This window comes from Novosphingobium sp. (assembly GCF_965229225.1).
Lineage (GTDB): Bacteria > Pseudomonadota > Alphaproteobacteria > Sphingomonadales > Sphingomonadaceae > Novosphingobium.
Map to the genome: position 1 here is coordinate 2,033,828 of NZ_OZ245867.1, position 24,766 is coordinate 2,058,593.

The window sequence follows — 24,766 nt, forward strand, 5'->3', positions numbered from 1 at the left end:
GCGATGGACGCCAAAACCGAGAACACCGGCCCCGAAGTTCCGGCTGCCGAAGCCGCACCTGCCGCCCGGCCTGCGCGCACCTTGAGCCCGCTGCGCATGCTGCTGCGCGAAGGCGCGTCCTATCCCAGCGAACTGGCCATTGCGCTCACCGCGCTGCTGATCACATCGGGTGCGACCATCGCCGTTCCGGCCAGCTTCAAGTCGATCATCGACAAGGCTTTCGGCAAGGGCGCCAATGCCGAGACGATCAACGGCTCGTTCCGCTGGCTGCTGGTGGTGGTGGTGATTCTGGGCCTCGGCACCGCGGTGCGCTTCTACTATGTCTCGTGGCTGGGCGAGCGCGTGGTGGCAGACATCCGGCTCAAGGTGCAGGGCAATCTTCTCCGCATGCCGCCGAGTTTCTTCGAGACGAACAGTCCGAAGGAAATCTCCTCGCGCATGACCTCGGACACCGCGATCATCGAGCAGGTGGTGGGCACCACTGTTTCCATCGCGCTCAGGAATTCGATCACGGCACTCGGCGGGCTCGCCTATCTCTTCACGCTGGCCCCCGCGCTCACCGCCGGGCTGCTGGTGGGCATTCCGGTCGTCGTCGGGCCGATCGTGTTCTTTGGCTCAAGGCTGCGCAAGGCTTCGCGCTCCAGCCAGGACCGCGTGGCGGATATCGGCGTGCAGATCAGCGAAGTGCTCGGCGCGATGAAGGTGGTGCAGGCCTTCGGGCAGGAAGAGCGCGAGGCGGGCCGGTTTGGCGAGGCGGTGGAGCGCACCTTCAGCGCAGCCAAGCGGCGCATCATGATCCGCTCGATCATGACCGCGATCGTGATCGTCCTGGTGTTCGGCGGGATCGCCACGCTGATGTGGCAGGGCGCGACGGCGGTGGCGAGCGGATCGATCAGCGGCGGCACCATCGCCGCGTTCGTGCTGACGGGCGGGATCGTGGCGGGCGCGGTCGGGTCGCTCACGGAAGTCTATGGCGACCTGCTGCGCGGTGCGGGCGCTGCGGGGCGGCTCAATGAACTGCTGCTCGAACAGCCCGAGATCACCGCCCCGGCGCGGCCGCTGCATCTGCCGCAGCCGCCGCGCGGGCAGATCGCGTTCCAGAACGTCTCGTTCCGCTATCCCAGCCGCCCGGAAGTGGCCGCGCTGGAGGACTTCTCGCTGGCGGTGGAGCCGGGCGAGACGGTCGCGATCGTCGGGCCTTCGGGCGCGGGCAAGTCCACGCTCTTCCTGCTGGCCGAGCGGTTCTACGATCCGCATGCGGGCACCGTGCGGATCGACGGCGTGCCGCTGCCGCAGGCGGACCCCGCCGAAGTGCGCGCGCGCATGGCGCTGGTGCCGCAGGAAGGCGTGCTGTTTGCCGCCTCCGCGCGGGACAACCTGCGCTATGGCAACTGGGCCGCAAGCGACGCGCAGATCTGGGAAGCGGCTGAGGCCGCCAATGCGGCTGCGTTCCTCAAGGAACTGCCGCAGGGGCTCGATACGTTCCTGGGCGAGGACGGCGCGCGGCTTTCGGGCGGGCAGCGCCAGCGCATCGCGATTGCGCGCGCACTGCTGCGCGATGCGCCGATCCTGCTGCTCGATGAAGCGACCAGCGCGCTCGACGCCGAGAGCGAGCGGCTGGTGCAGGACGCGCTCGACCGGCTGATGAAGGCGCGCACCACATTGGTTATTGCGCACCGGCTCGCCACCGTGCGCGCGGCAGACCGCATTATAGTGATGGAAAAGGGCCGCATCGTCGAACAGGGCACGCACAACGCGCTTTCGGCGCAGGATGGGCTCTATGCCCGCCTCGCCCGGTTGCAGTTCGACAGCGCCGAGGCCTGATCAGCCGCAAATCGGTAATACTGGTGGGTGCTGGACAAGCGCAGCGCGATGGCTAGTGTCCCGTTACGGTACATTCGCAATCGATTGGAAATCTCCGAGCCATGTTGAAGCACATCAAGGGCGCGCTCTCCGCTGCCTCGCTGTTTGCGCTGGCCATACCCCTCGCCGCCCACGCCGATACGGCAGCAGCCTCCGCCGAAATCGACGGTTACCGCATCCCGACCTTCGGCGGCTGGGGCGTCAATCCGGCCGATATCGACCCCGCCGTGAAGCCGGGTGACGACTTCTTCGCCTATGTGAACGGCAAGTGGGAGCGCAGCGAGGTGATACCGCCGCAATATCCCTATAGCGGCGTGGCATTGGCACTCGTGCTGGGCGCGGAAAAGTCGGTCAGGCAGATCGTCGAAGACCTTGTCGCAACGCCGCAGGCCCCCGGCAGCGACGGCCAGCGCATTGCCGATAGCTACCGCGCGTTCGTTGATCAGAACGCCATCAATGCTGCGGGCATGGCGCCCGCGCAGCCCTATTTCGACCGGATCAAGGCCGCCAGGACGCGCGCCGACCTCGCCGCGCTGTTTGCCGCGCCGGGCTTTCCTTCGCCGGTCGGTTTTTCGGTGCAGATCGATGCCGAAAAGCCGGGCGCCAATGCGGTCTATACCGGGGTCGGCGGGCTCGGCATGCCGGACCGCGATTATTACCTTGTCGACAACGAGCGTAACCGCGAGCTGCAGGGCAAGTACCGCGATCTGCTGACATTCATGCTGGGCAAGGCAGGCTATGCCGATCCGGCCGTGACGGCAGCGAAAGTCTACGACTTCGAACGCAAGATCGCGGTGGTGGACTGGGACAAGGCGGTGCAGCGAAACCCGCTGCTGACGACCAACCGCGTCTCGCGCGATGACCTGGTGGCCATGGGCGATGCGTTCCCGGTCCTGTCGCTGCTCGAAGGTTCGGGACTGGGCAAGGTCAATTCGGTGTTCGTGGCCGAAATCCTGCCGAGCGCGGACAAGGCGGCAAAGCTGGGCCTGACCAAGGAGGACCTCGGCAAGCTGGGCGGCGGCTTCCCCGCGCTGATCAAGCTGCTGGGCGAGGAAGATATCGGCACGCTGCAGGCCTGGGCTGCGGCGCATTTCCTGATCACCAATGCCGCCGTGCTGCCGAGCGACATCGATGATGCCCGCTTTGCCTTCTACGGCAAGACGCTGCAGGGCCGCGAGCGCGACCGCCAGCGCTGGCAGCGCGCGCTTTCGGCGGTGCAGGGCCAGATGGGCGAGGCGATCGGCAAGGCCTATGTCGAGAAGCACTTCCCCCCTTCAAGCAAGGCGGCGATGGTCACGCTCGTCGGCAACCTGCGGGCGGCGCTGGCCTCCAAGCTCAAGACCCTGGCGTGGATGAGCCCGGCGACGCGCAAGGCCGCGCTGGCCAAGCTGGACGCCTTCACGGTGAAGATCGGCTATCCCGACAAGTTCAAGACTTATGCCGGCATGGACATCAAGCCGGGCCAGCCGCTGGCCAACGCGATCGAGGCGGGGCGCTGGGCGTGGCAGGACATGCTGGACGAGCTGGCGAAGCCCGTCGACAAGACCAAGTGGCTGATGACGCCGCAGACGGTGAACGCCTATTACCAGCCGACCGCGAACGAAATCGTGTTCCCGGCCGCCTTTCTGCAGCCGCCCTACTTCAATCCGAACGCCGATCCGGCGGTGAACTATGGCGCGGTGGGTGCGACCATCGGCCACGAGATCGGCCACGGGTTCGACGACGAGGGTTCGCGCTATGATGGCACCGGCGCACTCAAGGACTGGTGGACCAAGGCGGACCGCAAGACATTCGACGCGCTGGGGGCCAAGCTTGCCGCGCAGTACGACAAGGTCTGCCCCTATGATGACGGCAAGACCTGCCACAACGGTCGGCTGACGCTGGGAGAGAACATCGGTGACCTTGCCGGCCTTTCGATGGCCTATACCGCCTACAAGCTTTCGCTGGGCGGCAAGCCTGCCCCGGTGATCGACGGGCTGACCGGCGACCAGCGGTTCTTCCTCTCCTACGCGCAATCGTGGCGCGAGAAGATACGCGAGCAATTGGCGCGCCAGCAGCTCAAGACCGATCCGCACTCGCTGGCAGAGGCGCGGGTCAACGCGGTCGTGCGCAATTTCGATCCCTGGTATGCGGCCTTCAAGGTGAAGCCGGGCGAGAAGCTCTGCCTCGCGCCCAAGGACCGCGTGCGGATCTGGTGAGATGACAAAAGTTTAAGCCCCACTTGCGCTTGACAGAATGCTGCGCTGCGGCGACCCCTGCGCGCCATGGATACGACCATCACCGCCATTCTGCTCGGCATTGTCGAGGGGCTTACCGAGTTCATCCCCGTCTCCTCGACCGGGCACCTGATCCTTGCGTCGGAGCTGTTCGGCTATGACGCGAAGACCTGGGAAGTGTTCAACGTGGTGATCCAGCTGCCGGCGGTGATGGCAGTGGTGGTGCTCTATTGGCGCACCTTCATGGACGTTGCGGTGGGCGCGCTGCGTGGATCGCGCGAATCGATCGCTTTCGTGCGCAACGTGCTGGCGGCCTTCATTCCGGCGGCCATCGTCGGCGTGCTGTTCAAATCACGGATCGACCTGCTGCTGGAAAACCCGGTGGTGGTCTGCATCGCGCTGATCGTGGGCGGCTTTGCCATCGTGGCGGTGGAGCGGCTGGTATCGCACCAGACGTACCGGCCGGTGGGGCAGATGCCGCTCGCGCAGGCGATTCGCATCGGCATGATGCAGTGCCTCGCGGTGATCCCCGGCGTCTCGCGTTCAGGCGCGACGATCATGGGCGCGCTGGTGATGGGCGAGAACCGCAAGGCGGCGGCCGAGTTCAGTTTCTTCCTCGCGGTGCCGACGATGCTGGGCGCGACGGTGAAGCAGCTCTGGGATCACCGGCACGAACTTGCGGCGGGCGCAGGCCCTGTCGGCATGAAGGAAATCGCGATCGGCTCGGTGGTTTCGTTCCTTGTCTCGCTGATCGTGATCAAGCTCTTCATCGGCTATGTCAGCAAGCGCGGCTTCACGCCATTTGCCGTTTACCGGATTGTGCTGGGCGCCCTCGGCCTCGCCTGGCTGCTGTGGGTCTAGATGGGAGCAGCGCCTGAGCCGCGCCCGCCGCGCAAGTGGTATTCCAGCGTGCCCCGGTGGAGCACATCGTCTACATCGATCACCGCGCTGCCGGCATAGGTGAACCCCGCGCCCAGCCCGCGATAGAGCCGGTCGAAATCGCGCTCCACGGTCTGGCGGTAGAGATCGGCGAAGCTTTCGATCACGAAGTAGGTCGGCTGGAGATCATCGATCGCGTAGTCCGTGCGCATAACTCGGTCGACGTGGAGCATGATCCGGTTGGGTGACTGCGCCTCGAGCGCGAAGACCGCTTCGGCGGGGCCGGAAAGGATGCCCGCGCCATAGGCCCTCAGGCCATCGGCTTCCATGATCAGCCCGAATTCGACCGTATACCAGTAGAGCGCGCCGAGCGCCTTCAGGCGGTTGTAGCGCATCGCCTTCCACCCGGCGCGGCCATATTCCTGCATGTAGTCCGCAAAGACCGGGTCGGTGAGCATCGGCACGTGGCCGAACACATCGTGGAAGACGTCCGGCTCCTCGATATAGTCGAAGCGTTCGCGCGGGCGGATGAAGTTGCCGGCGGGAAAGCGGCGGTTGGCGAGGTGCCAGAAGAACACATGATCGGGGATCAGCATCGGCACCGGCACGACACTCCAGCCGGTGAGCGCGCCAAGCTCTGCCGAGAGCCGCGCGAAATCGGGCACGCCGCCGCGGCCGAGATCGAGGCGTTCCAGCCCCTTGAGGAAGGCAGTCGCGGCACGGCCGGGCAGGATCTGCATCTGGCGGGCGAAGAGATCGTCCCACACGCGGTGCTCGTCCGCCGAGTAATCCGTCTGATGCGGTTCGAGCCAATCCTCACCGACATGCGGCGGACGCTGCAGCGGCGCGGTGAAGAGGCCGGCAGGCAGTTCGGGGAGCCGCGTGAAATCGGCGGCGAGTTCGATGAGGTCGGACATGGTTTCAATTGCAACTTTTAGCAGGTCCGCCCACCCCGCGCAATCGGCAGCGATTGCCAAAGCAGCAGGGGTGCGACAGTCTGCCCTTCCAGAGCGAGAGGAACTGCCGTGAGCAAGGACGCATTGGGCCGCAAGGACTACGAAGACGCGCTCGAGGCGATGCAGGCCGAACTCACCGCGATGGCGGGCTGGGTGCGGCAATGCGGCGCGCGGATCCTCGTGATCCTGGAAGGGCGCGATACGGCGGGCAAGACCGGCGCGATCAACGCGATCTCGCAGAAGCTCAACCCGCGGCAAGTGCGCACTGTCGCCCTGCCATCACCGACCGACCGGGAAAAGACGCAGTGGTACTTCCAGCGCTATGTGCCGCATCTGCCAGCGGGCGGCGAAATCGTGCTGTTCGACCGCAGCTGGTACAACCGGGCGGGGGTCGAAAAGGTCATGGGCTTTGCCACCGAGCCGCAGGTTGCGGCCTTTCTGGACGCAGCGCCAACGTTCGAGCGGATGCTGGTCGATGATGGGCTGCTGCTGTTCAAGTACTGGCTCACCTGCGATCAGGAGGAGCAGGAAGAGCGGCTGGCCGAGCGGCACGATGACCCCACCAAGCGCTGGAAGATATCGCCCATCGACGTCGCCGCGCGCGGCAAGTACCGGGCCTATACCGAAGCGCGCGAAGCGATGCTGCAGGCGACGCACACCAAGCACGCGCCGTGGACCCTCGTCGATTTCAACGATCAGCGCCGGGGGCGGCTGACATTGGTGCGCGATCTGCTGGACCGGCTGCCGATCAAGCAGGTGGAGGAGACGGTTCCGGGGCTGCCGCCGCTGGCGGAACCGTGCGCGAAGGAGCACTTCGGGGTGCTCAAACCGCTGAAGCCCTATCCCGACACTTGACTTTTGCGCGATTCGCTCACAACGACCGGCCCCTATCTGGCGGCGTGGCAACGCGCCGCCGTATTCGTTTTTATGCGCGCTTTCGTGTTTCTGGCGCAAGTTCAGGATAAAGCCATGGCCAAGCCCACTACCGTCAAGATCCGCCTGGTCTCGACCGCCGACACCGGCTTCTTCTATGTCACGAAGAAGAACCCGCGCAACACCACCGAGAAGATGGTGTTCCGCAAGTATGACCCGGTTGTGCGCAAGCATGTCGAGTTCAAGGAAGCCAAGATCAAGTAAGCGGCTTATGGCCCGGCGCATGGCCCGAAATCGGGTTCACGCCGGGTTCAATGGCCCTTCGGCAGTGGTATAGGGATGACCATGAACTTCTCCCTTGCCCGCCGGCTTTCCGCCCCCCGTTCCTTTGTCGCCGCCGCGCTGTTTGCGTTGGCGGCGCCTGTCGTGACCGTGGCTGCCGCACCGCCCGCTGCGGCGCCCGTGGTGAATCCGCAGATCGAGCAAGCGGTCGCCGCCCTGCGCGCGATCACCACCTTGCAGGCCGATTTCGTCCAGACCGACCGCAATGGCCAGCGCCTGACCGGCGTGCTTTCCATGCAGCGCCCCGGCAGGATCCGCTTTCAGTATCAGGCGGGTGTGCCGCTGCTGATCGTTTCTGACGGCGCGGCGCTGACGCTGATCGACTACGAGGTGCGGCAGGTGCAGCGCTGGCCGATCCGCAACAGCCCGCTGGGCGCACTGCTCGATCCGAACAAGGACGTGGCGCGCTTTGCCACGCTGAACCCGACCGGCCATTCTGATGTGCTCAGCATGGATGTGCGCGATCCTCGCCACCCCGAATATGGCTCGATCACCATGATCATGCTGCGCAAGGCCGGCGCGCCCGGCGGGTGGGAGCTCAACAGCTGGATCGCGCTCGATTCGCAGAACCGGCGGACGACCGTGCGGCTTTCGAATCAGCGCTATGGCATCGCACTTCCGTCCAACATCTTCCGCTGGAACGACCCGCGGACCGCTGGCCGCAAATAGTCGGCACTTCATCGTAGCGCCGCAGGGCCATCACGATCCTGCGACAATTTGCGACCAGTTTCGGACTTCCCTGACAACACCGTTCATCCGCCAGCAAGCGGCGGGGTCCTAGAAAGAAGGGGTCAAGACGGATCCGACCGGGTTCGCCCCCCCCTGTTACCCGGTCCACAATCCCCCTTCCGTCATGACAGCGTGACGAACGCACAAGGAACCCTCGGACCACGCCCCCGGTCCGAGGGTTTTTTGTTCAGGTCCCCAGGTTCCCCCGGAAGCGGACTCATGCCCCCCCGCTAGCGCGACGATTGCACGACCATCCGCTTGCCGCTGTCGCCTCAGGACCGTAAAGCGCGGCCATGGCTTCTCCCACGCTCACCGTCGCTACCTGGAACATCAATTCGGTGCGGCTGCGCATCGATCAGGTCGAACGGTTTCTGACCGAGCAGGCACCCGACGTGCTGTGCCTGCAAGAGATCAAGACCGCCGAGGCGCTGTTCCCGCACGAGATGTTCGAGCGGCTGGGCTACACCCACCGCGCGGTGCATGGGCAGAAGGGCTACCACGGTGTCGCGACCGTGAGCCGGGTGCCGATCCGCGAGGTGAACCGGCACGACTGGCAGGCCAATGGCGAGGCGCGGCATGTGGGGGTCGAGGTGCTCGGCGCGGGCCAGGGCCTGATTCTCGATAATGTCTATATCCCGGCGGGCGGGGACATTCCCGATCCGGAAGCAAACCCCAAGTTCGGCCAGAAGCTGGCGTTCCTTGAGCGGATGACGCGCTGGGCCGATGCGCTTGACCGGCCGACGCTGATCGTGGGGGACTTCAACATCGCCCCGCTGGACTGCGACGTCTACAATCACAAGGCGCTGCTCAAGGTCGTCAGCCACACGCCGCAGGAAGTGGCGGCGCTGGGCGCATTCGGCGATGCGCATGGCTGGGTGGACTTGGGGCGCAAGCACATCCCCGCGCCCGAGCGGAACTATTCGTGGTGGTCCTACCGTTCCTACTGGCGCGAGAAGGATCAGGGGCGGCGGCTCGACCATATGTGGGCCTCGCCGGAGCTTGCCGCACAATCGCTCTCGCACCGCTTCGTCGAGGAGACGCGGCGCTGGGATCAGCCTTCCGACCATATTCCGCTGGTGACGGAGTTCGCGCTTTGAGCGGAGAGCCGCGTGCGGTGGCGCTGGCGCTCGATGCGCTGCGCCATGGCTGGGCGATCCGGGTGGAAGGTCCGGACGGGGCGCTCGATCTGCTGCCGGCAGAGACCGCGTTCGTGCAGCCCGGGCTCTATGCCGCGCGGCTGCTGATTTCCCACGCGCGCGCCGCCACCCTGAAGCTTGCCAACCAGCGCGATGCGGCGGAACCGCATATGCCGGTGATGATCCACGGCGCAGAGCCCTTTTCGCTCCACGCCGCACGCCGGCTCGCCGATCCCGCGCTCGATCTGGCCGAGCCGATGCGCGGACCGTTCCGCGCCGACCCCTGCCCCGCGCAGACGGCGGCAGTTGCGGCGATGGAGCTGGCGCGGCTGGCGGGGATCCTGCCGGCATTCATGGTCGCGACCGGGGTTGAGCCTTCAGCCCATGTAACGCCGGCCGATCTTGCCGCGTTCAAGGATCCGATGGAGCTTACCATCCAGGCGCGCGCGCGGCTGCCGGTCGATGCCTGCGAGCACGCCGAGATTATCGCCTTCCGCGCGCGCGACGATCTGCGCGAGCATGTCGCGCTGGTGATCGGCACGCAAAGCGGGGACCATGTGCCGCTGGTGCGGCTCCACAGCGAATGCCTGACGGGCGATGTGCTCGGCAGCCTCAAGTGCGATTGCGGGCCGCAGCTTGATGCGGCGCTGGCGCGCATGGCGGAGGAGGCCAACGCGGGTGGCTGGGGGCTGCTGCTCTACCTCAGGCAGGAAGGGCGCGGCATCGGCCTCATCAACAAGCTGCGCGCCTATGAACTGCAGGATCAGGGCTTTGACACCGTGGACGCCAACGAGCGGCTGGGCCTGCCAAGCGAAGCGCGCGATTTTCCGGTGGCGGCGCGGATGCTCGATCTGCTGGGCGTGAGGGCGGTGCGGCTGTTGACCAACAACCCGGCCAAGGTGGCAGCGCTGGAAGCCGTGGGCGTGACAGTGAGCGAGCGCGTGGCGCACCAGCTGCCCGCCAATCCGCACAACGCGCGCTATCTTGATACCAAGCGCGACCGGACGGGGCATCTGCTGCGTTAAATAGGGACAGTCCCTATTTTTCAGATGGCGTTTTTGGGCATACTCGCGCTCAAAAACTATTATTTTGCAAAGGAATGCTTGCGGAAAATGGGGACAGTCCCCATTTTGTGAGCTGGGATTTAAAGATCGCCGCGTTCGAGTTCGAGCAGTTCAGGCGGCAGGCGCAGCGCGCGGGCGGCGAGGCGGGTTTCAAGCAGGAGCAGGACCAGCGCGCACATGAGCAGCGCGATGGCAGCGACGAACGTGAGCGCCGTCACCACGCGCAGATCGGCATTGACGAGTTCGCTGAGGAACAACGCCGCGACCGTGGTGCCGATGGCGAGGCCGCTGATCACCAGACACAGCAGCGCATGACCGATGTGCGCGATCCGCTGGTCGATGATGCGCATTTCGACCACGATCACATCGTGCTCGCTGCCCTGGGTGCCGGGGTGAAGCGTCTGCAGGTGGCGCGAACGATCGACCATGCGCGCAAGGCGCGTGGTGAGGATGTTCATGATATTGCCGATGGCCACGAGCACGAAGACCGGCGCCAGCGCGAGCTGGATGGTCTGTGCGATCATGCCAGTGTATTCAGGCAGCACGGACGAGAATGCTCTGGCTTTCCGGCGTGAAGGTGATGGCGCTGGCCGCAGGCGCGGCGGCGCACTCGCCCGGACGGAGCACATGGCCGCCCAGCTCCACCTCGCCCCGGCGTGGCAGCACGAGCATGGGGCCGGCATATTCCGTCAGCAGCGCGGCATCTGGCACGCCTTCGACGCGGTGGGCGGTGAAATAGGGCCCGCGCGCGAGTTCCACCGTTCCGGTGGGCGAAAGATGGCGGTGGAGAGCCGCCGCGTAGGGTTCGCCCTTGGCAACGGCGATGCCCTTGTCGAGATGGAGCGGGCGCGGGCGGCCATAGTCGTAGAGCCGGTAGGTGATATCGGAGTTCTGCTGGATCTCGATCAGACTGACCCCGGCACCGATGGCGTGGACGGTGCCTGCAGGAATGTAAAAGAAGTCGCCCGCCTGCACCGGGTGCCAGACCAGCAGGTCCTCGATGCTGCCATCCAGCGCGGCGGCGCGCATGGCCTCTGGCCCGATCGGTTCGTGAAAGCCGATGCCGAGCGTGGCGCCCGGCTCGGCATCGATCACCAGCCAGCATTCCTCCTTGCCCGTATCATACTCGCCCAGGTCCTTGGCCTGCGCGTCGTCCGGGTGGACCTGGACCGAGAGCTTCTCGCTCGTGAAGATGTATTTGACGAGGAGCGAACAGACTTCCTCGATGGGTTCGAACCAGATCTCGCCGATGCGCTTGCCGTAGGGAGCCATGAACGGGGCAGGCAGCTGATCGCGCCCCCACGGCTTCTCCACGGTGCGCACGGCAAGCAGGCTCATTGGTTCACCGCGCCTGAAAGCTTGCCGACTTTCTGCGCGCCGTCAGCCGTGCAGACGAGCACTTCGTCCTTGTCGACCACGACGATCAGATCGCGCGCCCCAATCACCGAAACGCGCGGCCCATCGCTCTCGACGAGGACATTCGTGCAATCGACGAGTTCGGCGCGTCCGCGCGATGCATTGCCTTCGTCATCGCGGTCGAGCGCTTCATGCAGCGCCTGCCAGTTGCCGATATCGGACCATGCCATGGCAGCGGGGACCATGGCGGCGCGAGCGGTGTTTTCCATGACGGCGTAATCGACCGATTCGCCTTCGATTCGCGCGAAAGCGGCCGGATCGGGATAGAAGCGCGTGCCATCCTGCCAGCCTTCCGCAACGGCGGCCTGCACCGCAGCAGCCAGCGCCGGGCGATAGGCGGCAAGTTCCTCGAGGAAGGTGCCCGCGCGGAACGCGAAGATGCCGCCGTTCCACGCATAGCCGCCATCGGCCAGGAAACCGATCGCGCGCTGCAGATCAGGCTTTTCGACGAACTGCGCCACGGCAAAGCCGCCGGAGCCTTCAATCGAATCGCCGCGGCGCAGATAGCCAAACCCGGTTTCGGGCGCAGTTGCAGCAATGCCGAATGAGACCAGCCAGCCGCCGCGCGCAAGGGCAGCCGCTTCGCGTGCGGCAGCCTGAAAGGCCGCCACATCGCCGATGTGGTGATCGCTCGGGCAGACCAGCATCACCGCGTCTTCGGGCAGGCGCAAGGCGGCAAGAGCAATCGCGGCGGCGGTGTTCTTGCCTTCAGGCTCGACGATCACGGTGCTGCGGGCAGGATCGGGAAGCTGCGCCTCGACATGCTCGAGATGCGCGGCGCCGGTGACCACGATGGGCGCGCCGAATCCGGCCTCCGCCGGGCAGCGCAGCACCGTCGCCTCGAACAGCGTGGTATCGCCGACCAGCGGCAGGAACGGCTTGGGGCAAGTCTTGCGGGAACGCGGCCAGAGGCGGGTGCCGCTGCCGCCGCACAGAACAACGGGAATGATAGTGTCCATCGGGTTCCTGTTTCGCGGCTCCGGACAAAGCCACCTTCGGCGGCAGCTCGGTCTATGGCAATAGCCTACGTATAAGTCACGGCAATGCTGTTAGGGTCCAAATTCAATCATGTCGTGCCTGATACGTCCAGATTGTGAACAGATCGCGGAAAGTGGCCTCGGCGTTGATCGTTTGAGGCTTCTGACGGTCGCTCATGGCGCGAACCACCGCTGCTGCCAGCCGAATTCGGACGAAACCGGATTGCCGGCGCGGTCGGTTGCCGGGCGGAAGCGGAAGCGTTCGGTCGCCAGGCGGCAGGTGATGGCATCGGCCTCGGCGTCGGGGCTCGGCTGGTGGATGCGGCAGCCGTGGACACGGCCATCGGTGCCCACGGTGAGCACCACGATGACGCTCTTGCCCAGCCGCAGGTTGCGGGTTCGCGCCGGATAATCGCGCGTGGCCGTGATCTCGCCCGCAATCTTGATCGCGCGGCTGGCCCCCGCGCCCGCGCCATCGCCGCTGCCACCGCTGCCCGTGCCGGAGCCCGAGGTGCCGCCGCCGGTGCCGCTGCCAAGGCTGGTTGCACCCGATTTCGTTGCATCCCCGGTGGAAGCGGCGGGGGCGGCGATCATCGCCTTGGTGGGAATCTTCGCGGGCGCGGCGACCACGGGCTTGGGCTTGGCCGCCTTGGCAGCAGCACCTTCGGCTCCGGCTGGCTGGGGCGTTGGGACCGGGCTGGCCGGGGGCGACGGAGGGGGTGGCGGCGGATCGAGCGGAACCGAATAGGCTGCGGTCGCCGCCTGCTGGATCGCCGTGATCGCGCTGCCCGCAAGGCCGGTGAAGATCGCGAAGCCGAGCGCGACGTGAAGCAGCGCGACCGCCAGCATCAGCCACGCACGCGCGCGGCGGCTGAGGCCGGGGCGATCGGTGAAGCGGGTACTGGCGGGCGCGGTGGTCACCCGGGGATGTCTAAAGCATCCGGGGGTAAACCGGAATCCTAGTCGCTGAGAAAGCTGTCCTCGCGCGCCAGCGAGACCAGGCGCAGGCCGTGGGTGGCGGCCTGCTGCGCGGCGAGGGTGGAGGCGGCGGAGATCGTGACGAGCAGCGGGCAGCCTGCCAGCACCGCCTTCTGCACAAGTTCGAAACTGCACCGCGCGGTTAGGACGATGAAGCCCTCCCCTGCCTTGAGCCCGGCCTGTGCCATCGCGCCCAGCAGCTTGTCGAGCGCGTTGTGGCGGCCGACATCCTCGCGCACCAGATGCACGGTGCCATCGGGAGTGCAGAATGCGGCGGCATGGACGGCGCGGGTGGCTTTGCCGAGCGGCTGGAGATCGGGGAGCGCAGCAACGGCGCGAAAGATCGCCGCGTCATCGACTTCGATTTGCGCCGTAACCGGCGGCAGCGGGCGCAGGACCTGCTCAAGGCTTTCGATGCCGCAGAGGCCGCAGCTGCCCTCGGCCAGGCGCAGGCGGGCGCGCTCCATCAGCGGAGCGGCATCATCGGCGGCGAGCTGAATCCGCAGCATCCAGCCACCAGCGGGGACTTCGCTCGCTTCGGCGGACAGAAGCTGTTCGGGCGCGGCGATCAGCTGTTCGGAAAGGCAGAAGCCGAGCGCGTAGTCGCCAAGATCCGATGGCGTCGCCATCATCACCGCATAGCCGAGGCCGTTGATCTCGACCGCGATGGGCGCCTCGATCGCTAGCAGCCGCTCGCGCGGGGCGGGCGCGCGGCCATCGGCGAAATGTTCCGCGAATGTATGCTGCCGAGCAGCTTCAGGCAGCATGCGCGGCGAGCCGGTCAAGCGCCGCGCGCGCCACGGGATCGAGCGCCGCGCCTTCCGGCCCGTCCAGCACAGCCAGAACATCGGCTATCATCCGGGGCGACCAGAAGGCGTGGATGTGATCGGCGATCATGGTGACGGGGTCCGGCTCGTGCGTCACGTTCCGCGCGATCTGGTTGGCCATGTAGACCAGCTTTTCGGTGGTGTGCGCGCTCATTCGGCGGGCTCCATTGCAGCTTCATGGCCCCGGATGCGGCGCGAGCGCGAGGCCTGCGCCTCGTATTCCTCCTGCCAGTCGGTCGGGCCGTTGGAGGGGGTGATCTGCACGGCGGTCACCTTGTATTCGGGGCAATTGGTGGCCCAGTCCGAATAGTCGGTGGTGATCACGTTGGCCTGTGTCACCGGGTGGTGGAACGTGGTGTAGACCACGCCCGGCGCGACGCGATCGGTGACGGTGGCGCGCAGCGTCGTCTCGCCCGAGCGGCTGGCGAGGCGCACCCAGTCGCCCGACTTGATGCCGCGGTTTTCCGCGTCGGCCGGGTGGATTTCGAGCAAGTCCTCAGGGTGCCAGACGACGTTGGCGGTGCGGCGGGTCTGCGCGCCAACGTTGTACTGGCTGAGGATGCGGCCCGTGGTGAGGAGCAGCGGGAAGCGCGGCCCGGTGCGCTCGTCGGTCGGCACGTAGTCGGTCACCACGAACTTGCCCTTCCCGCGCACGAAGCCATCGATGTGCATGATCGGCGAACCATCCGGCGCTGCGTCATTCACCGGCCATTGCAGCGAGCCTTCAGCGTCGAGCCGCGCGAAGCTGACGCCCGCGAAAGTCGGCGTGAGGCGGGCGATCTCGTCCATGATCTCGCGCGGGTGGGTATAGGCCCAATCGAGGCCCATCGCCTGCGCCATGAGCTGGGTGATCTCCCAGTCCTCGTAGCCGTTCTTCGGTTCCATCACCTTGCGCACCGGCTGGATGCGGCGTTCGGCGTTGGTGAAGGTGCCGTTTTTTTCAAGGAACGTGGAGCCGGGCAGGAAGACATGCGCGTAGTTGGCGGTTTCGTTGAGGAACAAGTCCTGCACGATCACGCATTCCATCGCGGCGAGGCCGGCGGCGACGTGCTTGGTGTCCGGGTCGGACTGGAGGATGTCCTCGCCCTGGATGTAGATCGCCTTGAACAGGCCATCGGTCGCGGCATCGAGCATGTTGTTGATGCGCAGGCCCGGTTCGGGATCGATCGGCACGCCCCATTCCGCTTCGAACAGCTGGCGGGTCGCAAGGTCCGAAACGTGGCGATAGCCTGAGAGTTCGTGCGGGAAGCTGCCCATGTCGCAGGCGCCCTGCACGTTGTTCTGGCCGCGCAGCGGGTTCACGCCGACACCGCGGCGGCCGATGTTGCCCGTCGCCATGGCGAGGTTGGCGATGGCCATGACGGTGGACGAACCCTGGCTGTGTTCGGTGACGCCGAGGCCGTAGTAGATCGCACCGTTGCCGCCCTTGGCAAACAGGCGGGCGGCTCCGCGCAGATCAGCGGCGGAAACGCCGGTGACGGGTTCGAGGAATTCGGGGCTGTTGCGGTCAAGGCTGACGAAATCGGCCCAGTGGCGATATTCCTCGAGGTCGCAGCGTTCGCGCACGAACGCTTCATCGGCGAGGCCTTCGGTGACGATCACGTGCGCGATGGCGGTGAGCACCGCGACATTGGTGCCCGGGCGCAGCGGCAGGTGATAGTCGGCGCTGATGTGCGGGCTGCGCACCAGGTCGGTGCGGCGCGGATCGATCACGATCAGCTTGGCGCCCTGCCGCAAGCGGCGCTTCATCCGGCTGGCGAAGACGGGATGGCCGTCGGTCGGGTTGGCGCCGATGACGAGGATGACGTCGCTGTCTTCGACCGAATCGAAGTCCTGCGTGCCCGCCGAGGTGCCGAAGGTGGTCTTGAGGCCGTAGCCGGTGGGCGAGTGGCAGACGCGCGCGCAGGTATCGACGTTGTTGGTGCCGAACCCAGCGCGGACCAGCTTCTGGACGAGGAAGGTTTCCTCATTGGTGCAGCGGCTGGAGGTGATGCCGCCAAGCGCGTTGCGGCCATACTTGGCGGAGATGCGCTTAAGCTCGCTGGCGGTGTGGGCAATGGCTTCGTCCCAGCTGACTTCCTGCCAGGGCTCGTCGATCGACGAACGGATCATTGGGGAGAGCACGCGCTCCTGATGCTGGGCATAGCCCCAGGCGAAGCGGCCCTTGACGCACGAATGGCCGCGATTGGCCTTGCCATCCTTCCACGGCACCATGCGCACGACTTCCTCGCCCCGCGTTTCGGCACGGAAGGTGCAGCCGACGCCGCAATAGGCGCAGGTGGTGACGGTGGCGCGTTCGGGCTTGCCGATTTCCTTGACCGCCTTTTCCTGCAAGGTCGCCGTGGGGCAGGCCTGTACGCAGGCGCCGCAGGAAACGCATTCGGAGGAGAGGAAGCTGTCGGAGGCGAGGCCGGCGCTCACCTTGCTGTCAAAGCCCCGGCCTTCGATGGTGAGCGCGAGGGTGCCCTGCACTTCATCGCAGGCGCGCACGCAGCGCGAACACATGATGCACTTGGAGGGATCGAAATCGAAGTAGGGGTTCGACACGTCCATCGGCTGGGCGAGGTTGTTCGCACCCTCATAGCCATAGCGCACATCGCGCAGGCCCACGGCGGCGGCCTGATCCTGCAATTCGCAATCGTTGTTGGCGCTGCAGGTGAGGCAATCGAGCGGGTGGTCGGAGATGTAGAGTTCCATCACCCCGCGCCGCAGCTTTTCGAGCTTCTTGGTCTGGGTGTGGACCTTCATGCCCTCGGAGACGAGCGTGGTGCAGCTGGCGGGTGTGCCGCGCATCCCGTCGATCTCGACGAGGCAGAGGCGGCACGAGCCGAATTGCTTGACGCTGTCGGTCGCGCAGAGCTTGGGGATCGAACCGCCCGAGACGGCGGCGGCGCGCATCACCGTGGTGCCGGGTGCGACCGAGACTTCGCGGCCATCGATGGTCAGCGTGACGGTCGCGGCCCCGCGCACTTCGGGCGTGCCGAAATCGGGCTGGGGGCGATAGGTTTCGCGTTCACTGTCCATCGAGGTGCTCCTGCGCGAGGGCAAGGTCTTCGCGCGTGTTGATATTGGCGGGGCTGGCCGAAAGGCTGACGGCGCGCGCGCCGATCATGGTGGCAAAGGCGCGCATCGAATGCTTGGCATCGGAGGCGAGGAAGGCGTCGAGCGCGGGTGCGGCGGAAGCGGGCCAGAGGCCGATGACGGGCTGATCCGCGACATAGGCGGGCGCGGGAGCGAGATCGGCGCGGGTCTGCGGGCCAAGGCCGCCGCAATCGACGCCGCAGGTGAGCACTTCGCCGTAGCCATGGCTTGCGGCGTGGTGGAGCGCGGCGTTGATGCCGCCGAGCGGGCCCATGCCGGGGCGCGGGCGGTCGGCAACGTCGCCGCGTCCGACCACGATCACCTCGTCGCACTGGGCTTGCAGCGACGCGACGGCCCGTTCGAGCAGGGTTTGCCCGCCCAGTGCGGCCAGCGCCTTGTCGCTGCCGAAGCGCGAGGACTGGCCGCCCGCAAGGACTGCGCCGAGGATCATGCTTGCGATCCCCACGCAACCGATACCCAATTCCCATCGTCACCCTGAATTTGGTTCAGGGTCCATCGCGCCGCAAGCGCCAAGGCTTGCGGTGAGGCACCACACTGCACCCTTGGCGCAGAAGCCACAGACCTCCGGGCAAAACGAGAGATGGATGCTGAAACAAGTTCAGCATGACGGTTGGTGATGGGGGAAGCGAGTGCCATCACTCGGCCGCTTCCTGATCGGGCACAGCCACACCGAAGTCCTCGGGCCAGTGCTTCAGCGCCGAAAGCACCGGATAGGGCGTGAAGCCGCCCAGCGCGCAGAGCGAGCCGAACTTCATTGTCTCGCACAGGTCTTCAAGCAGGGTGACGTCCTCGGCCAGAGTGCGCGGTGCCTTGCGGGCATTGTGCATCTGGGGGAGCGTTTCGACCCGGTCGGCCTGACGCCCCGAGCGCGCGCGGATGCGGTCGATCAGTTCGACCCCGCGCGTGGAGCCGATGCGGCAGGGCGTGCACTTGCCGCAGGATTCGGCGGCGCAGAAGCTCATCGCGAAGCGGGCCTGCGCGCTCATGTCCGCCGTGTCGTCGAACACGGTGAGGCCGGCGTGGCCGATCAGGCCATCGGCAGACGAGAACGCCTCATAGTCGAACGGCAAGTGGAAATCGGCGGGCGGATGATAAGCCCCCAGCGGTCCGCCGACCTGCACCGCACGGACTGGACGGCCCGAGGCGGTGCCGCCGCCTATTGTTTCGACCAGCTCACCGAGCGTCACGCCGAAGCCGACTTCGAACAGGCCGCCATGCTTGATGTTGCCTGCCAGCTGGATCGGCATCGTGCCGCGCGAACGACCAAAGCCCACCTCGGCATAGGCCGCCCCGCCGTTCGCGAGGATCCACGGCACTGCGGCAAGCGTCAGGACGTTGTTGACCACCGTGGGCTTGCCGAACAGGCCTTCGAGCGCAGGCAGCGGCGGCTTGGCGCGCACTTCGCCGCGCTTGCCTTCCAGCGAGTTCAGCAGCGAGGTTTCTTCACCGCAGACGTAAGCCCCGGCGCCGACGCGGACTTCGACTTCGAACGGGGCGATGTGCGGCACCGCGAGCATGATCGCGGCCTGCAGCTTGGCGATGGCCTGCGGGTATTCGCTGCGAACGTAGATATAGCCCTTGCCCGCGCCCACGGCGTGGCCGGCAATCGCCATTCCCTCGATCAGCATGAAGGGATCGCCTTCCATCACCATGCGGTCCGCGAAGGTGGCGCTGTCGCCCTCGTCGGCGTTGCAGACGATGTACTTCACCGGGCCAGCGGCTTTGGCGACGGTGGTCCACTTGATGCCCGCCGGAAAGCCCGCGCCGCCGCGCCCGCGCAGGCCTGACTGGGTGACTTCGGCGATGGTCGCGTCTGGACCGAGTTCACGCGCACGCTTGAGGCCGAGCCAGCCGCCGGTTGCGGCGTAGTCCTGAAGGCTTAGCGGGCGGGTCTTGCCGGCGCGGGCGAAGGTGAAGCGCTGCTGGCGGGCGATGAAGGGGTGCTCGGCGATCTTGCCTACGCCCAAGTCGCTGGTGCCGGCGAGGACGGCGGCGACATCGGCGGGTTCGAGCGGACCAAAGCCCTGCCCGTCGATCTCTGCCAAAGGTTCGAGCCAGTGCATGCCCCAGCTGGAAACGCGCTCCACCTTGCAGCCAGCCTTGGCGAAGGCAGCGGCGACGGCATTGGCGCCGCAAGCGAGCGCGGCGGCATCGTCGGAGATACGGACCACTGTTTGCAATTGGGCGGTCATGCCAGGCTCTCCACCAGCGCGCCGAGGCGGGCGGCATCGAGCCGACCGTGGACTTCATGGCCGATCATCGCGGCAGGGCCGACACTGCACAGGCCGAGGCAGTAGACCGTCTCGACCGCAACGCGGGGATTGTCCGGCAGCGCCGCGACCATGGCTTCGACGCCGCGTGCCTGGCAGCTTTCGGCGCGGCAGAGCTTGAGCACCGGGCGGGTCTCCGGCTCTTCGCGGAAATCATGGTAGAAACTGACGACGCCGTGGACTTCGGCGCGGGTGAGATTGAGCGTATGCGCAATGCGGCGGATCGCATCTTCCGAAACGTGGCCGAACGCGGCCTGCACATCGTGCAGGATCGGCAGCAGCGCGCCTTCGCGGCCAGCGTGGCCGGCAAGGATGGCATCGAGCTCGTCTTGATCTGTCATGCGCAAATCTCATGGGAATTCAGCGCCGCAGGTCAAATCGAATTGCCTGATGGTTGATAGAGCTACTCTATCAAGCAGGTGCCCGCAGCCCTGCCGGTTCGAGCGCGCGGGCGGCGGCGAGCGCAGCGCGGGCCATGGGGCCGAGCGGATCGCGGTTCACCACGACGAGGCCCACGCGGCGCGCGTCCTCCGGTTCGTCGAATGGCAGGAAGCGCGCCCACTCGACACCCGCCATCAGCCGCGCGTAGCCATCGGGCACGATCGTGGCGAAGGCGCCCGAATGGACCAAGGCGAACAGCGCGAAGTGGCTGTCTGCCGTGGCGCGCGGGGCGGTGGCGAGCCCGCGCGCGGCGAGGCGCTCGTCAAGAATGCGGCGATATTGCATGCCCTGATGGAGCAGGCACAGGTTCTGCGCGCACGCATCTTTCCAGCTGATTGCCGCGTGCTGATCGAACCCGCTGCCGCGCGCCGCGAGGAACACGTAGCGCTCCGCATAGAGCGGAACCGAAAGGACATTCGCGGGCGGTTCGTGATCGAGGTAGGTGATCCCGGCATCGACTTCGAAGGCATGGAGCCCATGCTCGATCGCGCGCGAAGTGGCGGACCGGACCGAAAGCGTGATCCCCGGGTTCTGCGCCAGCAGCGCCTCGCCCAGAAGGCCGATGAGCGGGAGCGCGGCAGGAATGGCGGCGAGCCCGAACTCGCCCCTGAGCGGCGCGGCGGTGGCGGCAACCGCACTCGCCATGCCGCTGACAGCGCCGAGGATCTGCTCGGCCCAGGGGAGCATTGCCTGCCCATAGGGCGTGAGGCCGATGAAGCGGCGGTCACGCTCGACCAGTCGGCGTCCGAACTCGGCCTCCAGCGCGGCGAGCCCCGCAGACAGCGTGGGCTGCGAAATGCCGCAGGTGGCGGCGGCCTTGGCGAAATGCTGTTCGCGCGCGAGCGTGACGAAATAGCGCAAGTGGCGCAGTTGCATCGGAGGGCCATCCCTTGTGAGAGGAAGGGCCTATCACAGTTTGCGCCGAAAGGTCAGGCCGCTGTCTTGGCCATGTATTCGACGTACCACTTCACGAAGGCGGCAACCCCTTCCTTGACGGTGGTTGCAGGCTTGTAACCCAGCTCGCGCTCGAGATCGGAAACGTCGGCAAAGGTATCCGGCACATCGCCCGGCTGGAGCGGCAGCAGGTTGCGGATGGCCTTCTTGCCGAGCGCGTCCTCGAGCGCCTCGATATATTCGGTCAGCTTCACCGGGCTGTTGTTGCCGATGTTGTAGATCCGGTAGGGAGCGTTGCTCGTGGCGGGATCGGGGCGGTGCGCATCCCAATCCGGGTTGGGCTGGGCCGGATGGTCGCAGGCGCGGATCACGCCTTCCACGATATCGCTCACGAAGGTGAAATCGCGCGTGTGGTTGCCATAGTTGAACACGTCGATGGGTTTGCCCGCGATGATGTTCTTGGCGAAGAGGAACAGCGCCATGTCCGGCCGGCCCCACGGCCCATAGACGGTGAAGAAGCGCAGGCCCGTCGTCGGCAGGCGATAGAGATGGCTGTAGCTGTGCGCCATCAGCTCGTTCGCCTTCTTCGTCGCGGCGTAGAACTGCAGCGGGTGATCGACGCCGACATGCTCGCTGAACGGCATCGCCTGATTCGCCCCGTAGACGCTGCTGGTGGAGGCATAGACCAGATGCTCGACCCCGCCGTGGCGGCAGGCCTCGAGAATGTTGGTGAAGCCGATGATGTTGCTCTCGACGTAGGCGTGCGGATTCTCGATCGAGTAGCGCACGCCTGCCTGCGCGGCGAGGTTGATCACCCGGCGGATATCGTTCTTGGCAAAGGTATCCTCGACCACCGCGCGATCGGCCAGATTGCCGCGCACGAAGGTATAGGACGCGTTGGTGCGCCGCGCCGTTTCCTCAAGGATGGCAAGGCGCGCTTCCTTGATCGCCGGATCGTAGTAGTCATTGACGACATCGAGCCCGACCACATCGTCCCCGCGCTCAAGCAGGGTCTTTGCCGTGTGAAAGCCGATGAAGCCGGCATTGCCGGTAACAAGAATTGCCATGTGTTCCTCCGGAGCGCTCGCCGCTGCCCGTTCCAAGTCGGCGCCTAGAGGCTCCAGTACCGAATGTCGCCGCGCAGCGTCTGGGGTGCAAGCACGGACTTCACGTCGATCAGCACGCCGTTCGGGGCGAGCATGGACTGGATCGCATCCGCGCCCATGGCCGCGTAGTGATCGTGCGAGACCGCATAGATGAGGAGGTCGAGCCCAGCGAAGTCCTCGATTCTCGAAAGCTCGATCCCGAATTCGTGGCGCGTCGCCTCCGGGTGCGCCATCGGATCATGGACCAGCGGCGCGATGCCGAATTCGCACAGTTCGCGGTAGATATCCTCGACCTTGGAATTGCGGATGTCCGGCACGTTTTCCTTGAACGTGAGACCGAGAATGCCGATGCGCGCGTCCTTGAGCGGATGTCCGGAAGCCGCCAGCATCTTCACGCCGCGCCGGGCGATATAGCTGCCCATGCTGTCGTTGATGCGGCGGCCGGAGAGGATCACTTCGGGGTGATAGCCCATCTGCTCCGCCTTGGCGGTGAGGTAGTACGGGTCGACGCCGATGCAGTGCCCGCCGACAAGGCCGGGATAGAACTTGAGGAAGTTCCACTTGGTTCCCGCCGCCGCCAGCACTTCCTTGGTGCGGATGCCGACGAGATCGCAGATTTTGGAAATCTCGTTCATCAGCGCGATGTTGATATCGCGCTGGGTGTTTTCGATGACCTTCGCGGCCTCCGCCACCTTGATCGAGGAGGCGCGGTGGATGCCGGCGTGGATCACCGAGCCATAGAGTTCGGCTAGAATGTCGAGCGTTTCGGCATCCTGCCCGGCGACCACCTTGACGATGGCTTCGAGAGGATGCGCCTTGTCGCCCGGATTGATGCGTTCGGGGCTGTAGCCAAGCTTGAAGCCCTCACCGCTCTTGAGGCCCGAGGCGGCCTCGATCACCGGCGCGCAGACTTCCTCGGTCGCGCCGGGATAGACGGTGCTTTCGAACACGATGATCGTGCCGGGCGCGATGATCTTGCCGATCGCGGCACAGGCGCCCGTGATGTTCGAGAAATCGGGCCGCCGGCTCTCGTCGACAGGAGTCGGCAGCGTGACGATGAGGATGCTGCAGCCCTTGAGATCCTCGATCGACGAGGTGATCGCCAGCGTGGAGGCGGCAAGCTCTTCGGCCGAAATCTCGTTGGTATAGTCATGCCCTGCGCGCAGCGTGCTGACGCGGTGCTCGCTCACGTCGAAGCCGATCACCTCATGCTTGCGGGCGAACGAGACAGCGAGCGGCAGGCCGACGTAGCCAAGCCCGATAACTCCGATTTTGCCGAACGCCTTCATACCCGAACAATCTGCCTCACGCGTTTGGTCGTCCGGACTGCGGGGTCATCCGCTCACCCGGAACGATTCCGGCGCGCTGCTGCCGCGCCAGACCCTCCCTTATCCAATATTTGCGAACACGGACTTAACCACGGCAGGGACGGAAGGACGGATTTCCGCCCGGCGTGCCCCCGGTCGCTTCGTGCAAGACGGCCCCTATGCTGGTGGCAGGGAGGACACGGTTTCCAATCGTGAAACGTCCGTGTGCATTTTGGGAAGGCACGGCGGCGCAACTCGGCTAGGAGCAACTATCTGATTCTCTTCACTGGAAAAGCCTGCGGAGTACCCGATGACCGATGCTGAAACGATCCCTGCCCGCGAGCCGCGCGTCGGCACCGGCGGGCTTTTCCGGAGCGAAGTGCGCACCGACTGGACGCGCGAGGAAATCGCCGCGCTGTTCGACCTGCCGTTCACCGAACTGCTGTTCCGCGCTGCCGAAGTGCATCGGCGCCATCACCGGCCCGATGAAGTGCAGCTCTGCACGCTGCTTTCGATCAAGACCGGCGGCTGCCCGGAGGATTGCGGCTACTGCTCGCAATCGGTCAAGGCGGACAGCGGGGTCGAGGCGACCAAGCTGATGGAAGTTCAGGCCGTGCTGCAATCCGCCGCGCAGGCGCGCGATGCGGGATCGAAGCGCTTCTGCATGGGCGCGGCCTGGCGCAACCCCAAGGACCGCGACATGCCCGCGATCATCGCGATGGTGAAGGGCGTGCGCGAAATGGGCATGGAAACCTGCATGACGCTGGGCATGCTGAGCGAAAGCCAGGCCGCGCAGCTCGCCGAGGCGGGGCTCGATTACTACAACCACAACATCGATACCTCGCCGGAGCGCTACGGCGAGATCATCACCACGCGCAGCTTCGAGGAGCGGATCGACACTCTGGCGCAAGTGCGCAAGGCGGGGATCAACGTCTGCTCGGGCGGGATCGTCGGCATGGGCGAGACGCGCGCCGACCGGGTGGGCTTCATCCATGCGCTGGCCACGCTGGAGCGCCATCCCGAAAGCGTGCCGGTGAACGCGCTGGTGCCGATCAAGGGCACTGTGCTGGGCGATATGCTGGCCGATACGCCGCTCGCCAAGATCGATGACATCGAATTCGTGCGCACCGTTGCGGCGGCACGGATCACCATGCCGCGTTCGATGGTGCGGCTCTCGGCGGGGCGCGAATCGATGTCGGAGACGGCGCAGGCGCTGTGCTTCCTTGCCGGGGCCAACTCGATCTTCACCGGCGACCGGCTGCTGACCGCCGCCAATGCCGGGGACGATGCCGATGCGGCGCTGTTTGCCCGGCTGGGCCTGAGGCCGATGGAGGCGGAGGAACCGATGCGCGCAGACAAGGCGGCTTGCGGGCGGTAGGTCCGGCTTCAC

At 66.0% G+C, this 24,766-nt stretch carries 23 protein-coding genes; 9 read left to right on the forward strand and 14 right to left on the reverse strand.

Annotation, left to right across the window (positions count from 1 at the left end; genetic code table 11):
* Positions 1-3 precede the first annotated feature (3 nt).
* The 3 genes from ACO06X_RS09305 to ACO06X_RS09315 all read left to right on the forward strand — a co-directional run bounded on the left by ACO06X_RS09305 (position 4) and on the right by ACO06X_RS09315 (position 4,940).
* Positions 4-1,824, forward strand: a complete 1,821-nt coding sequence (locus ACO06X_RS09305; protein WP_421839640.1) for an ABC transporter transmembrane domain-containing protein — start codon at positions 4-6, stop codon at positions 1,822-1,824.
* Positions 1,825-1,925: 101 nt separating this feature from the next.
* Entirely contained in the window at positions 1,926-4,061 is a 2,136-nt protein-coding gene (locus ACO06X_RS09310; protein WP_421839641.1) for a M13 family metallopeptidase, read from the forward strand.
* Between the two features lie 66 nt (positions 4,062-4,127).
* Entirely contained in the window at positions 4,128-4,940 is an 813-nt protein-coding gene (locus ACO06X_RS09315) for an undecaprenyl-diphosphate phosphatase (RefSeq protein WP_421839642.1), read from the forward strand.
* Here ACO06X_RS09315 and phhA read toward each other — a convergent pair.
* A complete protein-coding gene (phhA, locus tag ACO06X_RS09320) occupies positions 4,937-5,875 on the reverse strand; it encodes a phenylalanine 4-monooxygenase (protein ID WP_421839643.1) in 939 nt (312 codons plus the stop codon). The genes ACO06X_RS09315 and phhA overlap by 4 nt on opposite strands.
* A 159-nt stretch (positions 5,876-6,034) precedes the next feature.
* Here phhA and ppk2 point away from each other — a divergent pair, with 159 nt between their 5' ends.
* From ppk2 to ribA, 5 genes are all read left to right on the forward strand, one after another.
* Positions 6,035-6,769: a polyphosphate kinase 2 gene (gene ppk2 / locus ACO06X_RS09325; RefSeq protein ID WP_421839878.1), complete on the forward strand. Its 735-nt coding sequence runs from the start codon at positions 6,035-6,037 to the stop codon at positions 6,767-6,769.
* Positions 6,770-6,883: 114 nt separating this feature from the next.
* On the forward strand, positions 6,884-7,051 hold the full coding sequence (gene rpmG, locus ACO06X_RS09330) for a 50S ribosomal protein L33 (RefSeq protein WP_054106051.1): 168 nt from the start codon (positions 6,884-6,886) through the stop codon (positions 7,049-7,051).
* A gap of 75 nt (positions 7,052-7,126) precedes the next feature.
* Positions 7,127-7,798, forward strand: a complete 672-nt coding sequence (locus ACO06X_RS09335) for a LolA family protein (protein ID WP_421839644.1) — start codon at positions 7,127-7,129, stop codon at positions 7,796-7,798.
* Positions 7,799-8,151: 353 nt separating this feature from the next.
* Positions 8,152-8,955 (forward strand): exodeoxyribonuclease III, encoded by an 804-nt coding sequence (locus ACO06X_RS09340; protein ID WP_421839645.1) that lies wholly within the window; start codon positions 8,152-8,154, stop codon positions 8,953-8,955.
* On the forward strand, positions 8,952-10,019 hold the full coding sequence (gene ribA, locus ACO06X_RS09345; RefSeq protein WP_421839646.1) for a GTP cyclohydrolase II: 1,068 nt from the start codon (positions 8,952-8,954) through the stop codon (positions 10,017-10,019). Before ACO06X_RS09340 ends, ribA begins: the two co-directional genes overlap by 4 nt.
* Positions 10,020-10,138: 119 nt before the next feature.
* On the opposite strand, the gene ACO06X_RS09350 is transcribed toward ribA, so the two are convergent.
* The 13 genes from ACO06X_RS09350 to ACO06X_RS09410 form a co-directional block, all read right to left on the reverse strand.
* On the reverse strand, positions 10,139-10,582 hold the full coding sequence (locus ACO06X_RS09350) for a DUF2721 domain-containing protein (protein WP_421839647.1): 444 nt from the start codon (positions 10,580-10,582) through the stop codon (positions 10,139-10,141).
* A gap of 10 nt (positions 10,583-10,592) precedes the next feature.
* Entirely contained in the window at positions 10,593-11,396 is an 804-nt protein-coding gene (locus tag ACO06X_RS09355; RefSeq protein WP_421839648.1) for a class I mannose-6-phosphate isomerase, read from the reverse strand.
* Positions 11,393-12,433: a mannose-1-phosphate guanylyltransferase gene (locus ACO06X_RS09360; protein WP_421839649.1), complete on the reverse strand. Its 1,041-nt coding sequence runs from the start codon at positions 12,431-12,433 to the stop codon at positions 11,393-11,395. Before ACO06X_RS09360 ends, ACO06X_RS09355 begins: the two co-directional genes overlap by 4 nt.
* 192 nt (positions 12,434-12,625) lie before the next feature.
* On the reverse strand, positions 12,626-13,372 hold the full coding sequence (locus ACO06X_RS09365; protein ID WP_421839650.1) for a TonB family protein: 747 nt from the start codon (positions 13,370-13,372) through the stop codon (positions 12,626-12,628).
* Positions 13,373-13,410: 38 nt separating this feature from the next.
* Positions 13,411-14,196 (reverse strand): formate dehydrogenase accessory sulfurtransferase FdhD, encoded by a 786-nt coding sequence (fdhD, locus tag ACO06X_RS09370; protein ID WP_421839651.1) that lies wholly within the window; start codon positions 14,194-14,196, stop codon positions 13,411-13,413.
* Entirely contained in the window at positions 14,186-14,410 is a 225-nt protein-coding gene (locus tag ACO06X_RS09375) for a formate dehydrogenase subunit delta (RefSeq protein ID WP_421839652.1), read from the reverse strand. Before ACO06X_RS09375 ends, fdhD begins: the two co-directional genes overlap by 11 nt.
* Positions 14,407-17,280, reverse strand: coding sequence for a formate dehydrogenase subunit alpha (fdhF, locus tag ACO06X_RS09380; protein ID WP_421839653.1), 2,874 nt, complete (start codon positions 17,278-17,280; stop codon positions 14,407-14,409). Before fdhF ends, ACO06X_RS09375 begins: the two co-directional genes overlap by 4 nt.
* A complete protein-coding gene (gene mobA, locus ACO06X_RS09385) occupies positions 17,270-17,788 on the reverse strand; it encodes a molybdenum cofactor guanylyltransferase (protein ID WP_421839654.1) in 519 nt (172 codons plus the stop codon). Before mobA ends, fdhF begins: the two co-directional genes overlap by 11 nt.
* A gap of 205 nt (positions 17,789-17,993) precedes the next feature.
* Positions 17,994-19,550 (reverse strand): NADH-ubiquinone oxidoreductase-F iron-sulfur binding region domain-containing protein, encoded by a 1,557-nt coding sequence (locus tag ACO06X_RS09390; RefSeq protein ID WP_421839655.1) that lies wholly within the window; start codon positions 19,548-19,550, stop codon positions 17,994-17,996.
* On the reverse strand, positions 19,547-19,969 hold the full coding sequence (locus ACO06X_RS09395; RefSeq protein WP_421839656.1) for an NAD(P)H-dependent oxidoreductase subunit E: 423 nt from the start codon (positions 19,967-19,969) through the stop codon (positions 19,547-19,549). Before ACO06X_RS09395 ends, ACO06X_RS09390 begins: the two co-directional genes overlap by 4 nt.
* 70 nt (positions 19,970-20,039) lie before the next feature.
* On the reverse strand, positions 20,040-20,945 hold the full coding sequence (locus ACO06X_RS09400; protein ID WP_421839657.1) for a LysR family transcriptional regulator: 906 nt from the start codon (positions 20,943-20,945) through the stop codon (positions 20,040-20,042).
* A gap of 53 nt (positions 20,946-20,998) precedes the next feature.
* On the reverse strand, positions 20,999-22,030 hold the full coding sequence (locus ACO06X_RS09405; RefSeq protein WP_421839658.1) for an NAD-dependent epimerase: 1,032 nt from the start codon (positions 22,028-22,030) through the stop codon (positions 20,999-21,001).
* Between the two features lie 44 nt (positions 22,031-22,074).
* Positions 22,075-23,358 (reverse strand): nucleotide sugar dehydrogenase, encoded by a 1,284-nt coding sequence (locus ACO06X_RS09410; RefSeq protein WP_421839659.1) that lies wholly within the window; start codon positions 23,356-23,358, stop codon positions 22,075-22,077.
* Between the two features lie 328 nt (positions 23,359-23,686).
* Here ACO06X_RS09410 and bioB point away from each other — a divergent pair, with 328 nt between their 5' ends.
* Positions 23,687-24,754, forward strand: coding sequence for a biotin synthase BioB (bioB, locus tag ACO06X_RS09415; RefSeq protein ID WP_421839660.1), 1,068 nt, complete (start codon positions 23,687-23,689; stop codon positions 24,752-24,754).
* The last annotated feature ends 12 nt before the right edge of the window (positions 24,755-24,766 follow it).